The sequence below is a fragment of the Pseudoduganella sp. UC29_106 genome (assembly GCF_044055365.1).
GTDB lineage: Bacteria > Pseudomonadota > Gammaproteobacteria > Burkholderiales > Burkholderiaceae_D > Rugamonas.
This window is the reverse complement of sequence record NZ_CP171977.1, coordinates 1,275,481-1,289,642: the sequence shown is the minus strand read 5'-3', so window position 1 is coordinate 1,289,642 and position 14,162 is coordinate 1,275,481. Positions and strand designations below refer to the sequence as shown.

14 protein-coding genes and 3 pseudogenes are annotated in these 14,162 nt (G+C 62.5%); 10 read left to right on the top strand and 7 right to left on the bottom strand.

The genetic code is table 11. The features are described 5' to 3' along the window. Nucleotides 1-17 precede the first annotated feature (17 nt). The 5 genes from ACHMW6_RS06830 to ACHMW6_RS06810 all read right to left on the bottom strand — a co-directional run bounded on the left by ACHMW6_RS06830 (nt 18) and on the right by ACHMW6_RS06810 (nt 4,812). Nucleotides 18-269 carry a PAS domain-containing protein gene (locus ACHMW6_RS06830; protein ID WP_395406369.1) on the bottom strand — a complete coding sequence of 84 codons (252 nt, stop codon included), beginning with the start codon at nt 267-269 and terminating at the stop codon, nt 18-20. Next, complete coding sequence (locus ACHMW6_RS06825) at nt 220-1,854, bottom strand: PAS domain S-box protein (protein WP_395406368.1); 1,635 nt, start codon at nt 1,852-1,854, stop codon at nt 220-222. The genes ACHMW6_RS06830 and ACHMW6_RS06825 overlap by 50 nt, the downstream gene beginning before the upstream one ends. A gap of 71 nt (nt 1,855-1,925) precedes the next feature. Further along, nucleotides 1,926-2,573 (bottom strand): hypothetical protein, encoded by a 648-nt coding sequence (locus ACHMW6_RS06820; RefSeq protein WP_395406367.1) that lies wholly within the window; start codon nt 2,571-2,573, stop codon nt 1,926-1,928. Further along, nucleotides 2,489-3,562: a glycoside hydrolase family 43 protein gene (locus ACHMW6_RS06815; protein ID WP_395406366.1), complete on the bottom strand. Its 1,074-nt coding sequence runs from the start codon at nt 3,560-3,562 to the stop codon at nt 2,489-2,491. The genes ACHMW6_RS06820 and ACHMW6_RS06815 overlap by 85 nt, the downstream gene beginning before the upstream one ends. Next, nucleotides 3,559-4,812: an MFS transporter gene (locus ACHMW6_RS06810; RefSeq protein ID WP_395406365.1), complete on the bottom strand. Its 1,254-nt coding sequence runs from the start codon at nt 4,810-4,812 to the stop codon at nt 3,559-3,561. The genes ACHMW6_RS06815 and ACHMW6_RS06810 overlap by 4 nt, the downstream gene beginning before the upstream one ends. Before the next feature lie 112 nt (nt 4,813-4,924). Here ACHMW6_RS06810 and ACHMW6_RS06805 point away from each other — a divergent pair, with 112 nt between their 5' ends. After that, entirely contained in the window at nt 4,925-5,137 is a 213-nt protein-coding gene (locus ACHMW6_RS06805) for a type II toxin-antitoxin system MqsR family toxin (protein WP_395408552.1), read from the top strand. Further along, nucleotides 5,094-5,495 carry a type II toxin-antitoxin system MqsA family antitoxin gene (locus tag ACHMW6_RS06800; protein ID WP_395406364.1) on the top strand — a complete coding sequence of 134 codons (402 nt, stop codon included), beginning with the start codon at nt 5,094-5,096 and terminating at the stop codon, nt 5,493-5,495. Before ACHMW6_RS06805 ends, ACHMW6_RS06800 begins: the two co-directional genes overlap by 44 nt. 470 nt (nt 5,496-5,965) lie before the next feature. Here the strand turns inward: ACHMW6_RS06800 and ACHMW6_RS06795 are convergent, their stop codons facing one another. Both ACHMW6_RS06795 and ACHMW6_RS06790 read right to left on the bottom strand, forming a co-directional pair. Next, nucleotides 5,966-6,616 (bottom strand): dihydrofolate reductase family protein, encoded by a 651-nt coding sequence (locus ACHMW6_RS06795; RefSeq protein WP_395406363.1) that lies wholly within the window; start codon nt 6,614-6,616, stop codon nt 5,966-5,968. Nucleotides 6,617-6,633: 17 nt separating this feature from the next. Continuing rightward, a complete protein-coding gene (locus ACHMW6_RS06790) occupies nt 6,634-7,512 on the bottom strand; it encodes a transporter (protein ID WP_395406362.1) in 879 nt (292 codons plus the stop codon). Nucleotides 7,513-7,712: 200 nt separating this feature from the next. Between ACHMW6_RS06790 and ACHMW6_RS06785 the strand changes: the two are divergent. The 8 genes and pseudogenes from ACHMW6_RS06785 to ACHMW6_RS06750 form a co-directional block, all read left to right on the top strand. Next, nucleotides 7,713-7,984, top strand: a pseudogene (locus tag ACHMW6_RS06785) (XylR N-terminal domain-containing protein); the annotation flags it as partial. Continuing rightward, a complete protein-coding gene (locus ACHMW6_RS06780) occupies nt 7,976-9,403 on the top strand; it encodes a sigma 54-interacting transcriptional regulator (protein ID WP_395408550.1) in 1,428 nt (475 codons plus the stop codon). The pseudogene ACHMW6_RS06785 and the gene ACHMW6_RS06780, both read left to right, overlap by 9 nt. 205 nt (nt 9,404-9,608) lie before the next feature. After that, on the top strand, nt 9,609-9,842 hold the full coding sequence (locus tag ACHMW6_RS06775) for a phenol hydroxylase subunit (protein WP_395406361.1): 234 nt from the start codon (nt 9,609-9,611) through the stop codon (nt 9,840-9,842). Between the two features lie 2 nt (nt 9,843-9,844). Further along, complete coding sequence (locus ACHMW6_RS06770) at nt 9,845-10,849, top strand: aromatic/alkene monooxygenase hydroxylase subunit beta (protein WP_395406360.1); 1,005 nt, start codon at nt 9,845-9,847, stop codon at nt 10,847-10,849. Beyond that, the gene (locus tag ACHMW6_RS06765) at nt 10,849-11,121 is read left to right on the top strand and encodes an MmoB/DmpM family protein (protein ID WP_395406359.1); all 273 of its coding nucleotides are present in this window, start codon (nt 10,849-10,851) and stop codon (nt 11,119-11,121) included. Before ACHMW6_RS06770 ends, ACHMW6_RS06765 begins: the two co-directional genes overlap by 1 nt. Nucleotides 11,122-11,143: 22 nt before the next feature. Further along, nucleotides 11,144-12,695: pseudogene (locus ACHMW6_RS06760) on the top strand (aromatic/alkene/methane monooxygenase hydroxylase/oxygenase subunit alpha). Between the two features lie 18 nt (nt 12,696-12,713). Then, complete coding sequence (locus tag ACHMW6_RS06755) at nt 12,714-13,076, top strand: phenol hydroxylase subunit P4 (RefSeq protein WP_395406358.1); 363 nt, start codon at nt 12,714-12,716, stop codon at nt 13,074-13,076. Nucleotides 13,077-13,088: 12 nt separating this feature from the next. Continuing rightward, a pseudogene (locus ACHMW6_RS06750) lies at nt 13,089-14,150 on the top strand (NADH:ubiquinone reductase (Na(+)-transporting) subunit F). The last annotated feature ends 12 nt before the right edge of the window (nt 14,151-14,162 follow it).

Genomic DNA, 14,162 nt, shown 5'->3' with positions numbered 1-14,162 from the left:
CGCACCACATGCCCTTGCTAATCGCGGATCGGCACGGCGCGCGACAGGAACCAGCGATAGTGGCCGTCTGCACCGCGCAGGGGAAACGTGTCTTCCCAGGTTTCCTGGTCTTCCACGATGCGCTTGCGGTACAGCGCCAGCACGCGGTCCACATGGTCCGGGTGATGCACCTTTGTCCAGCCCCAGCCCTGCATTTCCTGCAGCGTGGTGCCGGTGTATTCAAACCAGCGGCTGTTGTACCAGAAAATGTAGCCGTCCGCGTCGGCCATCCAGGCTAGTTGCGGGATATTGTCCGCCAGCGTGCGAAAGGTCAGCTCGCTGGACTTCAGCGCGCTTTCGGCCTGCAGCTGGCGGGTGACATCGAGCACGGCGCCGGACATTTGCCGCGGCTTCCCTTCTGCGCCGCTGAACACGGTGCCGCGGCCTTGCATGAAACGGGCGCGCCCCGCCCCATCGCACACCCGGAATTGCTCGTAGTATGGCTCGCCGGAGGCCCAGCGCCTTGTCGATGCCGCCGCGCACGGCAGCTACGTCGTCCGGATGGATCACAGCGTAATAGGCGTCGATCGGTCCGCCATCGGCTACCGCTGGCGAAATGCCGAACATGGCTGCCAGATTGCTATCCGCATGCACCTGGTCGGCCGCGATATCCCAGGTCCACGTGCCGATTTCGGCGGCATTCAGCGCCGCCTGCAGGCGCACCTGGATGTCCTGCAGTTCGGCCTGCATCAGGATGCGTTCGTGGATATCGGTGGACGTGCCCATCCAGCGCACAATCTCGCCATGCTCATTGCGCACCGGCAGCGCGCGCGCCAGCCACCAGCGGTAGTTGCCGGAACGGTGGCGCAACCGGAATTCGGCCTCGTATGGCTCGCCCGTGGCGAGGCTGTGCCCCCAGCGCTGCTCCATCTGCGCAACGTCGTCGGGATGGAACAGGTTCACCCAGGCATCGCCATGCGCCGCGCCTTCGGGCACGCCCGTGTATTCATGCCATTGCCGGTTGAAATAGTCGTCGTAGCCGTCGGGCTGGGTGGACCAGACGATTTGCGGCATCGAATCGGCAATCGTGCGGAATCTTGCTTCGCTTTCCCGCAGTTCCTCTTCGGCGCGCTTGCGGCCGGTGATATTGCGGTAAAACACCAGCAGGCCATCGCGCAGCGGAGTGGCGCGGGCCTTGATCCACAACTCCCGCCCGTTGTGGCGGTAGAGCTGTTCCACCGTGAGTTCAACGCGGTCGCGCATCGCCCTGCGGTAGGCGTCGGCCAGGAGCAAGTCTTCCGACCCGGGCCAGATTTCCCAATACGTCCGGCCGAGGAAAGCCGAACGTGGACGGCCATCGATGCGCAGCGCTTCATCGTTGATGCGCAGCACGCGAAATTCGCGGTCTAGGACCACGAAACCTTCGGCAACGGATTTCAGAATGAGCTCATCATCGCTCGCCAGCTGGCCGGCTTCCCTCGGATGCTGGATGCTGAGCTGGCGCACCACCGCGAGGTACTGGACCGGCTGTGCGTCGGCGATGCACTCGAGCGCCACTTCGCAGGCAATGCCCTCCCCGTCTTTTCGCCTGTACCGTTGCCGGAACGACACTTCGCCAGCTGCGTTTTGCAGGAACTGGGCGCGCGCGTCGTCACCGCGCTGACGGTCTTCGCCGTCCGTGAAGTCGGCAAGGCCCAGGCGCGCCAGCTCGGCCTGGGTATAGCCGAGCAGTTCGCAAAACATCCTGTTCGCGGCGAGAATCGCTTCTGCGTCTGAATACAGCAAAGCAGCGCAAGGTATGAGTTCTACCAGGCGCAATGACTCCGCCGAAACGGTTCTGTCGGGCGCGAAATTCGCAACATGTGATTGCACCATGAGTTGCCTCTCGAGCTGGACTTATCGTACTGGAATCCTTGCCCGAGGGTCGCCACTGATGCGCCCTTGCGCTAACTGCGCCGTGCGTCCATGCAATATTCGCGCTCGCGGTACTCGAAATAGTCGAAGTCGGCATGCAGCGCCGTGCCGGCCATGTCCTGGCAGGCCATGCCCACGAAGGCGCCCGTGAAATTGGGCTGGCCCGGCGCGTTGGCTTCGTCGGACAGGATGCTGGCATCGAACATCTGCGGCAGCCAATGCCATTCGCCATCACCCAGGCGATAGCCGAAGTACAGGCGCTCCTCGTCCACTTCCACGCGCAGCTGGACGGGCACGCCGGAGGGCAGCGGGATCGGCGCGGTAAAGGTGTCCGTCTGCACATGGTTGGGCAGGCTGCTCATCACGCGCAGGTGCTTGCCTGTTTCATCGTCATGCGTGATGTACAGGTAGTGGAATTTGGCGGCGCCGTAATAGCAGATCAGGCCCGCTTGCTGCTGGTAATGTTCCGGCTCGAATTCGACCACCGTTGACGCGCTGTAGCAGTGCGACTGCTGGCGGCGCGCCATCAGCGCCTGGCGGAACTGGCTGCCCACGCTTTCGCGGCCAAACAGGCGCAAATGGCCCGGCCGTTCGGTCAGGCTGAACAGCCCCTCCGGCCACGGCGTGCGCAGCCACTGGAAGGCTGGCGGCAACTGCTCGCCGTCGAAATCTTCGCGCACCGGCGCTTCGGCAAAACGGTGCTCCGGCAACCCTGGTGCTGCGGGCTGCAACTCGGGCGAGCCCTGCCCGTCGAGCGTGCGCAGCCAGCCGTCCTCACCCAGACCATGGGCTGGATGGCGGTCTCGCGGCCCAGCGTGCAGGTGCCGCGGTTGCGCAGCGGACGGCCGCACAGGTAGACCATATACGTTTGCCCATCCTGCGTTTCCACCAGGTCGGCGTGGCCGGCGCGCTGCAGTTCCGCATCCGGACGGTTGCGCGAACTGAGGATGGTCGTATCGGGATGCAGCTCGTAAGGGCCGTGCAGCTCGCGCGAGCGCGCCATCGTCACACCGTGGTTCCAGCCGGTGCCGCCTTCGGCCGTGAGCAGGTAGTAGTAGCCGTTGCGCTTGTAGAGGTGCGGCGCTTCGGTCAGGCCATGCGGCGTGCCCTTGAAGATGTTCTCGCGCTTGCCGATCAGGCATCCCTCTTCCACCGAGTATTCCTGCATCACGATGCCGGCGAAGCGGTTGCTGCCGGGACGATGGTCCCACAGCTGGTTCAGCAGGTATTTGCGGCCATCGTCGTCATGAAACAGCGATGGGTCGAAGCCGCTGCTGTTCAGGAAGATGGGGTCGGACCAGGGGCCCTCGATGTTCGGACTGGTGACCAGGTAATTGTGGAAGTCGCGCAGCGAGGCGCTGCCGGTGGCGCCGCCGGTGGACGTGCGTCCGTAACGCTTCACGTCCGTGTAGATCAGCCAGAACAGGCCATCCGCGTAAGTCAGGCACGGCGCCCAAACGCCGCAGGAGTCGGGTGCGCCGAGCATATTGAGCTGGCTGGCGCGCGTGAGTGGACGCGTCAGCAGGCGCCAGTTGACCAGGTCGCGCGAGTGGTGGATCTGTACGCCCGGATACCATTCGAAGGTGGAGGTGGCAATGTAGTAGTCGTCGCCCACGCGCACGATGGAGGGGTCGGGATTGAAGCCGCGGAGGATGGGGTTCTGGATCATGATGATTTGGGCTCGCGCACCAGGATCCACAGCAGCGCTGCGGCTACCAGGTCCAGCACGGCGAGACTGACAAAGAAAGGCGTGTAGCCGACGGTGGCCATCAGGCCGCCGATCAGCAGGGAGAACAGCAGCAGTCCGAAATTGCCGAAGGTGCCGCACATGCCGGCCACCGTGGCGACTTCATTGCGGCGGAACAGGTCGGACGCCATCGTGATCACGGTGACGGACAAGGTCTGGTGCGCGAAGCCGGCCAGGCAGAGCAAGGCGATGGCGGCATAAGGACTGTCCACGAAGCCGACGAAGGCCACGCCCATCATCATGCAGGCGCCGACAGTGAACGCGCCCTTGCGCGCATTGATCAGTTTTACTCCGCGCTTTTGCAGCGCCAGCGCAACGGTCGGGCCGAACAGGCAGCCCAGGTCGGCGGCGAGGAATGGCAGCCAGGCGAACATGGCGATCTGCGTCAGGTCGAAATGGCGCACCGTGGTCAGGTAGAGCGGAACCCAGAACGCCAGCGTGCCCCAGGCGGGGTCCGCCAGGAAGCGCGGCAGGGCAATGCCCCAGAAATTACGCATCTTCATGATGCTGATGATCGATGGGCGCGTGCCGTCGCCTTGCAGGTGCAGTTCCTGTCCCTCGACGATGTGCTTGGCTTCTTCTTCCGACAGGCGGCGGTGCTTTGCGGGCGCGTCATACAGCAGCAGCCAGCCCGCCACCCATACCAGGCCCAGCGCGCCGGTGATCACGAAGGCGGATTGCCAGTTGTAGTGCAGGATGGCCCAGACCACCAGCGGCGGCGCCAGCATCGAGCCGAACGACGCACCGATATTGAAGATGCCACCCGCCAGTCCGCGCTCTTTCGCGGGGAACCATTCGGACACCGCCTTCATCCCGGCCGGATTCGCGCATCCTTCGGCCAGTCCCAGCAGGCCGCGCAGTCCGGCCAGCGCCTGCCAGTTGGTGGCGAAGCCGTGCGCCATGCAGATCATCGACCACGCGGTCGCAAACATCGCAAAACCGAATTTCAGTCCGATCACGTCCAGCACATAACCGGCCAGCGGCTGCAACATGATCGCGCCCTGGAAGGTGGCGGTGATGTACGAGTATTCCTGAGCGGTAATGTTCAGGTCCTTCAGCAGCGTCGGCGCCGCCACCGCCAGCGTGCTGCGCGTCAGGTAGTTGATGATGGCCCCCAGCATGACCAGGCCAATCATCCACCAGCGAAGTCCTTTGATCTTGAAGCGAGCCATGTTTGCGCAATCATTTCTGTCGGGATTCGAACAATAGCACACTCGCCCGCCGAAATGGTTGCGCAAACTTTCGGTTTCCCAACCTCTCTTCGATTTTTCACAAAGCGCGGCAGTGCGAATCCGCCATCCGTCTATTCCGGCCAAGTCCGCGCCACTATCACAGCGGCAAACTGCGCAAAGGCAGGACGTCTACCACGGCCACACTACTGAAGGCATTGCGCCGTATATCAAGCTGACCGTCGTTGACAACGTTCTTATCCTTTCGTTCAAGGAGCTGCGAAATGAAAAATTGTCCTGCTTGCGGGGCCGCGTCCCCTGTTCATGACACCCGCGACGTGCCCTACTCTTACAAAGGCCGGGAGACGGTGATAGCCGGAGTATCGGGCGACTATTGCGACGCTTGCGGCGAGATCGTGCTGGATCGCGAAGCCGCCGATCCGTGCATGGCAAAAATCGGCGAGTACCAGCGACTAGTGAACAGCGGGCTGGTAGATCCCGCATACATCGTCGCGGTGCGCAAGAAATTGCAACTCGACCAGCGCCAGGCCGGCGAGATTTTCGGCGGCGGCGTGAACGCATTTTCGCGCTACGAAACCGGCAAAGCGCGTCCAAGCATTTCCACAATCAAACTATTGAAGCTGCTGGACAAGTACCCGGAATTACTGGAGGAAATACGCGATTGATGCACTAGTAAAACTCTCGAGCAAGACTGTCGCCCTGCTGCCAACAAATTAAGCATTGAACGGCATCCGGCCATCGCATTTGCTACCTCAGCCATGTTAAGGTGGCGGACACCAGAAAATATCGCGCGGCCACGTAGCCAAGCGAAAAACTGGAGACAGATGTGCTATTGAGTTTTCGAGGAACGCCGCATGAGCGCTCGGCTGGCATGGCGTCATTGATGACGCCCTTGACTTGGCCGAGAAATGTGGATGGCGCTATGCCATCGCCTATTTGATCAGTGAAAAAGTCCCTTCCCAGATTATCCAGCGGCTGCTTTCGGGCGGCGCACGCATAAGGCCTCCCTTGGAATTGCGTTACCAGTGCGCGCCGGCATGGCATGGCTCCGACGCTGACGACATGAAAAGCCTGTTCGAGTCATTGCGCCAGCGTAGGTCCATGCACGCGTTCTGACGCTGCTGCGAAGCGGGCTTCAGCCGCCTCGCCGCAGGACGATATGCGTGGCCTTCTCCGAAGCCACGAATTCCGCGCATTCGTATCCCAGCGCCCGCAGGTCCAGCCCTTCGAACAGCGGCTCGCCCCTGCCAAGAAGGATCGGCGAGATCGCGATGTGCAGTTCGTCGATAAGGCCTTCGCGCAGGTACTGCCGGATGGTGCTCGCCCCGCCGCCGATGCGCACGTCCTTGCCGGCAGCGGCTTCGCGTGCGCGCTCCAGCGCTTCGCGAATGCCGCCGGTGACAAAGTGGAAGGTCGTACCGCCTTCCATCTCGATCGGGGGATGAGCGTAATGCGTCAGCACGAAGGCGGGAACGTGATACGGTGGATTGTCGCCCCACCAGCCCTTCCAGTCCGGGTTCGGCCAGTCGCCGCGATCGGGAGAGAACATATTCCTTCCGAGAATCCAGGCTCCCACATTCTCGAAGCCACGGGCAGCGAAATCGTCGTCAACGCCGGTCGTACCGCCGCCCTTGCGAAACACGGATTGCTGGAACGTCCTTGCTCGGCACCAGCCACTGGTGCAGATCCTCCCGCCCACGCCGAGCGGATTGTTGATGTCCTGATCCGGACCTGCTCCGTATCCGTCGAGCGAAATGGTGTAGCCATCAACGCGAACCCGTGTCATCGTTTGCCTCCCTTTCCTTATAGCGGCAGCACCGCTTTCAAATAAAACTGGCGTCCCTGCGGACGATTGCGTACCCCGAGCTCCTCCTGCAGCTTGGCGGTCAGGAACCAGCCCCTGCCGCTATCGTACTTCAGCACAGGTCCGAGCGCATAGGCGCGCGCCTTGTCCGCGGCGCCGGGGCCCTTATCGCCGGTGGTCTGGCGATACACGTGACCGCCCAGTCCCGCCACCCAGCCATTGCCGAATCCCCACCCAACCGAGTAGTCGGCATGCAGCGCCTGTCCCGAACGCGTGCCGGTATCGCGGTTGCGGCGATTGATATCGTACATGGCCTTCACGTCCAGGTTCCATCCGCTCGGCTGCACAAGGCTGACCGCCAGCACCGGCTGTACGGTCCAGATGTTCCTGCCCAGGCTCGCAGGGTCGTCACGGTCGTAACTGCCGGTTGGCGCCACCACATCCAGCGAGACAAGATAATGCAGGCTGGGCGAGGCGTGATATCCGAGGGCCGCGCCGAAAGTCATATCGCCCAGCCCCTGGTTCTTCCAGCGCCCGGCCCCCGCGCGCACATCCACATCCAGCAGCGGCGCCACCACATGCAGCGCCAGTTGCCCGCCCAGGATCGATTGCCCCGTCACCCACACCAGCCGAGGCGCTGCCACGCCGACCTTCACCCTGAAATTCGGCACATCTACGCGATTGCCGGCGCCATCGCGGATCGAGTCGTAACGCAAGCCGCCGGCGTAAGCGATGCCGTACAAGCCAGGCGGCGGCAAAGCGCCCGACATGAAGTTCTCCAGGCCATCCGGATACACGCCCAGCCCCGCGCCTTCGGTCGCATAAGCCGCGTCGTTGGCGAGCATCAGCATGGTGGTAAAAATGGCTGCCCTTTTCATTGCGTCTCCTTTGTTGTGTTGTCGTAGCGGGGCTGTACGCAACGACCATGCCATTGCAATAACAGAGGGAAGACACGCAAAAACCCGGCGCTCCGCTTCAGCATTTGGTGAGGTGCACCTCATCAAATGATGAGGCGCAAGACGCGGATTTCTGTGGCACTATTGGCCGATAAAACCGACAAACGAGCAGGAGTTTGGCAGTGGAGACCCCGCAGTTACCGTCCAATGAGGATCTGTTGGCTCAGATCCGTTTCGATCCAGACCAGGGCACCATCTGGCTGCACGAGCAGCGCGTGATGCTCAATCCGGCAGCCGCTTGGGCACGCTGCGCGATGAGTTGGTCGAGACCATCGGCATGCAGCGCGCCCGCGCACTGCTGATGCGCTTCGGCTACCAGTCCGGCCTGCGCGACGCGGAAGTCGCGCGCAAGCTGCGTCCAGACCTGCCGATCGAGCAGGCCTTCATGGTGGGGCCGCAACTGCACAGCATCCGTGGCCTGGTCCATGTGACGCCACTCGAACTGGATCTCGATCTTGAGAAGGGCAGCTTCTTCGGCCGCTTCGAATGGCGCAACTCCTTCGAGGCCCAGGTCTACCTCCAGCATCACGACATCAGCAAGGACCCTGTGTGCTGGAGCCAGCTTGGCTACGCCAGCGGCTACACCACCTATTTCGTGGGACGCCCCATCATCTACAAGGAAGTGGCCTGCGTAGGCTGCGGCCATGCCCACTGCGAAATCGTCGGCAAGCCCGCCGAGGAGTGGGAAGACCACGCTGAAATGGAACGCATGCTGCCGCGCGACTCCCTCGCCGAAGAGTTGTTCGCCCTGCAAAGCCAGGTCAGCGAACTGCAGGAAACCATCAAGGCCGGCAAGCGCGACGCGATCAGCAATTCCGTCGGGCGCTCGCGCGCCTTCAGGGAAGCCTGCCAGCTGATTCACCGCGCGGCCGCCAGCAAGGCCAATGTGCTGCTTTCCGGAGAAACGGGTGCAGGCAAGGAAGTGTTTGCGCGCGGCCTGCACGCCGCGTCGCCGCGCGCCGACCAACCCTTCGTCGCGGTCAACTGCGCCAGCATTCCACCGGACCTGATCGAGGCTGAACTGTTCGGCGTCGAGAAAGGCGCCTATACCGGCGCGACGGTCAGCAGGCCTGGCAAATTCGAGCGCGCCAACCAGGGCACGATCTTCCTGGACGAAGTGGTCGAACTCTCGCCACGCGCCCAAGCCTCGTTGCTGCGCGTGCTGCAGGAAGGCGAACTGGAACGGGTGGGCGGCACGCAAGTCCACAAGATCAATGTGCGCATCGTCGCCGCCAGCAACGAAGACCTGAAACAGGCCGTGGCCAATGGCAAGTTCCGAGCCGACCTGTATTACCGCCTAAACGTTTATCCCGTGCATATCCCGCCGCTGCGCGAGCGCACCGAAGATATCCCACTACTGACGGAGCACTTCGTCAGCAAGTACAACACGCTGTACAACAAGCGCACATCCGGCGTTTCGGACAAGGCCATGCGCGCGCTGATGCACTACCAGTGGCCGGGGAATATCCGCGAACTGGAAAACATGATCGAGCGCGGCGTGATCCTCACGGACAGCAACCAGATGATCGACGAGCATGCCCTTTTCCCCTCGCTGACGGAGCCCGGCGGAATGAAAGCCATCGACCCCACCGGCCACTTGCATGCATCGGCTACGCAAACCGCAGATCCCGGCCACGACGAACTGTGCGAACAACTGCTTGCTGAAGGCTTCAGCCTGGACCAGCTAGAAGCCCGCCTGATCCGCACGGCCCTCGCAAAGGCCGAGGGCAACATCACCCATGCTGCGCGCCTGCTCAGCATCACCCGACCGCAACTCGCCTACCGGCTGGATAAGCTGAAAGGCCTCAAGTAACGCCCCTCCGCATTTGCTGAAGCACCGTTTCAGCCCCTCATGAAATCATGAAGCCGCGCGCCATGCCGCGCGGCCTGCAAACGCCTCTCCCCTTTGGATTCAAGCACTTAGTCTTGTGGCACGCCGATTGCTAAATAGCTCTTGCGGCACCAACGAAAAACAGGAGGAGACATGAATCAAGCGCCCTGCATACCCGGGCCGCTTCGTGCGGGTTGTTTCGCGCGATCCCGTATGGGTGCAGTTCGAATTTTCCATCGGCGACCCGGACCTGTGCGTAGAACTGACCATGCGTCCATCCCAGTACGAAGCCTTCCGTCGCCAGCAGCAGGCCACCGTGCTGCCCGATGCGCCGGCCGGACAACTAGAGCACGAACGCCGCCACTGGCACGACAGCGTTCCCGGCGAACGGGCTCACAAGGAAAACAACCAGGAGACATAGCAATGCAAATCGATATCCGCACAGACAGCGTCAAGCCGATACGCCAGACCTTCGCCAACATCGCCCGCCGGCTGGGCGGTGACAAGCCGGCCACACGCTACCAGGAAGCGATGTATGACCTTCAGCCGGACACCAGCTTCCACTACCGCCCGCTGTGGCAGCCGCAATACGAACTGTATGACAAGCGGCGCACGGCGGTCGTCATGGTCGACTGGTACGCGCTGAAGGACCCGCGCCAGTTTTACTACGGCACTTACGTGAACACCCGCGCGCGCCAGCAGGAATCGATGGAGAAAAACCTGGAGTTCCTCGAACAGCGCGCGCTGCTGGCGAACCTGCCTGCGGACGTGAAGGACCTGCTGACCACCACCGTCGTCGTTCTGCGCCACACCGAATGGGCCGCCAATATGAACAACGCGTCCATCACCGCCTACGGCTACGGCTCCGCGATCACCGAAGCGGGCATGTTCCACACCATGGACCGCCTGGCGCTGGCGCAGTACCTCACGCGCATCGGCCTGCTGATCGGCGGCAAGCCCGCCGTCGATGCAGCGAAGACTGCATGGCTTGAAGACGCCGCCTGGCAGCCTACCCGCCACGCTGTGGAAGACCTGATCGTGCGCCAGGACTGGTTCGAACTGTTCGTCGCGCAGAACCTGGTGTTCGACGCACTGGTCTATCCGCTGTTCTTCCAGAAGCTGGACGCACAACTGTCCCTCGCGCACGGCGCCGCCTATGCGCTGGCCACGGACTTCATGCAGACCTGGCATGCCGAGACCACACGTTGGGTCGATGCGGTCGTGAAGACGGCGGCCCAGGAAAGCAGCGCCAACACCGCTCGCATCTCCGGCTTTGCTTTCGGATGGCTGGACCGCTTTGCTGCAGCACTTGGCCCCGTCGCAAACCGCCTGTTCGGCGCAGACGGCGCCGATGTGCTGGCAGCCGTTACCGCCCCGCTGGAAAAGCGCCTGGCCACGCTCGGCCTGTCGCGCGAAGGAGAAGCATGATGAGCGGCCAACTCGTATTCATCGCCCTGCAGGCGAACGACGATATGCGTCCCGTCATCGACGCCATCGAAACCGACAACCCGCACGCCACCGTGCACCGCTATCCCGCCATGGTGAAGATCGATGCGCCGGGGCGCCTGGAAATCAACCGCGCCTCGATCGAAGACCGCATCGGCCGCAACTGGGACGTGCAGGAACTGCAGCTTGGCCTCATCTCACTGGCCGGCAATATCGAAGAAACCGAAGACCAGTTCGTGCTGGCCTGGCGTTAAACATCCATAAGGAGACAAGCAAATGAACACCGCAACCATGCCGGCACAGGATAAGGCAGGCGCCAAGCCCACACCGAAGATGTCGATCAGGGACAAATACGCCCTGCTGACGCGCGACCTGGGCTGGGAAACCACCTACCAGTCGATGGACGCCGTCTTCCCGCACGATAAGTTCGAAGGCATCATCATCCATGACTGGGATGGCTGGGAAGACCCCTTCCGCATGACGATGGACGCTTACTGGAAATTCCAGTCCGAGAAAGAGCGCAAGCTTTACGCCATTATCGACGCCTTCCAGCAAAATAACGGCCAGCTGAACGTGACCGATGCGCGCTACGTGAACGCGTTAAAGCTCTTCCTCACCGGCGTCTCTCCGCTGGAATATGCGGCGCATCGCGGCTTCGCCATGGCCGGCCGCAACCTGCGCGGCGTGGGCGCCCGCGTCGCCTGCCAGATGCAGTCAGTCGATGAATTGCGCCACTGCCAGACGCAGATCCACACCATCAGCCAGTACAACAAATTCTTCAACGGCTTCTCCGACTGGCGCCATATGCACGACCGGCTGTGGTACCTGTCCGTACCGAAGTCCTATTTCGAAGATGCGATGACGGCGGGCCCGTTCGAGTTCATCACCGCCATCTCCTTCTCCTTCGAGTACGTGCTGACCAATCTGCTGTTCATGCCCTTCATGTCCGGCGCCGCCTACAACGGCGACATGGCCACCGTGACTTTCGGCTTCTCCGCCCAGTCCGACGAATCGCGTCACATGACGCTCGGCCTGGAAGTGGTGAAGTTCATGCTGGAGCAGGACCCCGCCAACCTGCCGATCATCCAGAAGTGGGTGGACAAATGGTTCTGGCGTGGCTATCGCCTGCTCACGCTGGTGGCAATGATGATGGACTACATGCTGCCCAAGCGCGTAATGAGCTGGAAGGAAGCGTGGGAGATCTACTTCGAGCAGAACGGCGGCGCCCTGTTCGCCGACCTGGCCCGCTATGGCGTGCGCATGCCCAAGTACCACGAGCAGGCTGCCCAGGAAAAGGATCACCTGTCGCATATCGCCTGGTCCATCTTCTACAACTTCAACCACGCCGCCGCCTTCCACACCTGGGTGCCGGAAGAAAGCGAGCTGCAATGGCTGAAGGAGCAGTATCCAAACAGCTTCGAGAAGCACCACCTGCCGCGCCTGCGCTACTGGCAGGAACAGCACAAGGCTGGCAAGCGCTGGAGCAATCCCGGCCTGCCGATGCTGTGCCAGGTGTGCCAGATTCCGATGGCCTTCCCGGAGCCGGGCGACCCGTCGCAAATCTGCTACCGCGAAGTGAAGCACAAGGGCGACAGCTACCACTTCTGCTCCGACGGCTGCTGCGACATCTTCAAAGGCGAACCGGAAAAATATGTGCAGGCCTGGCTGCCGGTGCATCAGATCTTTCAGGGCAATTGCGGTGGCGCTTTCGCTGCCCGAAGTACTGGACTGGTACAACCTGAAGCCGGAAGACCGCGGCGATTACGCCGAATCCGCCGACCGCGCCAATTGGGAGCGCTGGACCGCCAACAACCAGAACGCGGCGTAAGCTCGCAAGGAGACCATCATGCCAGTAATCGCATTAGCGCCGGACTACGAGGGCGAAGTCCGTGACCGCGTGGAGAACTTCCACGGCAACCAGCTCGTCTACTTCGGGTGGGATCGCCACATGCTGTTTTGCAGCCCCTTCACGCTTCCGCTGCCGCCCACCATGCCGTTCAAGGCGCTGGTGAGCGAAGTCCTGCCGTCTTTACTCTCCGCGCATCCCGAAGGCGCGTCCATCGACTGGAAGGAAGCCATCTGGCTGCGCTCCGGCGAACCGTTCACACCGGATATGGAGGCCAGCCTGGCGGACAACGGTCTGGGTCACAAATCCCTGCTGCGCCTGCAGACACCTGCACTCCGTGGCATCGGCGGCAGCGGCAACTAATCGGAGGCTCGTATGTGCTACCAACTGACAATCGAACCGCTCGGCCAGACCGTAGACGTGGCCGAAGGCCAGACCATCCTGGACGCCTGCCTGCGCGCCGGCGTATGGCTGCAGCATGCCTGCGGTCATGGCCTGTGCGGCACCTGCAAGGTGCAGACCAACGGCGGCGAACTGGAACACGGCGAGGCGTCGCCATTCGCGCTGATGGACTTCGAGCGCGACGAGGGCAATGTCTCGCCTGCTGCGCCACGATGCAATCGGACCTCACCATCGAGGCCGATATCGATCCCGACCCCGATGCGCAGTGCCTGCCGCTGCTGGACTTCCAGGCGCGCGTGACGCGCATCGAATCGCTCACGCCCACCATCAAGGGTGTGTTCCTGGAAATCGAAGACGGCGAGGTGCTGCGATATCAGCCGGGCCAGTACGTGAATGTCTGGCTGGCCGGTGAAGCGGCACCGCGCGCTTTCTCGATTGCTTCCGCGCCTTCGTCGCGCGAGATCGAGCTGAATATCCGGCTGGTGCCGGGCGGGGAAAGTGACGTCCTATGTGCACGAGCGGCTGGCGGTCGGCGAACAGGTGCAATTATCCGGACCACTGGGGCGCTTCTTCGTGCGCAAGAGCGATCCGCGCCCCCTGCTGTTCATCGCCGGCGGCTCCGGCCTGTCCAGCCCCCGCTCCATGATCCTCGACCTGCTGAAGAGCGGAGACTCGCGCGAGATCCGGCTGGTACAGGGCGCGCGCACGCTGGACGAGCTGTATTACCGGGGTGAGTTCGAGCAGCTGGCCGCGCAGCACCCCAATTTCGAGTACCTGCCAGTGCTGTCCAGCGAGCCGGAAAGTTCGGCGTGGAGCGGCGCACGCGGCTACGTGCATGAACACGTGGTGCGCCGCTTCAACCAGGACTTCCGGGGTTGGCGCGCCTACCTGTGCGGTCCGCCGCCGATGATCGAAGCCAGCATCTCGGCGCTGATGCAGGGTCGCCTGTTCGAGAAAGACATTTTCACCGAGAAGTTCCTGTCGGCTGCCGACGCCGGGCAAGCCGCACGCAGCCCGCTGTTCCGGGCGCTGTGAACCGACCTATAG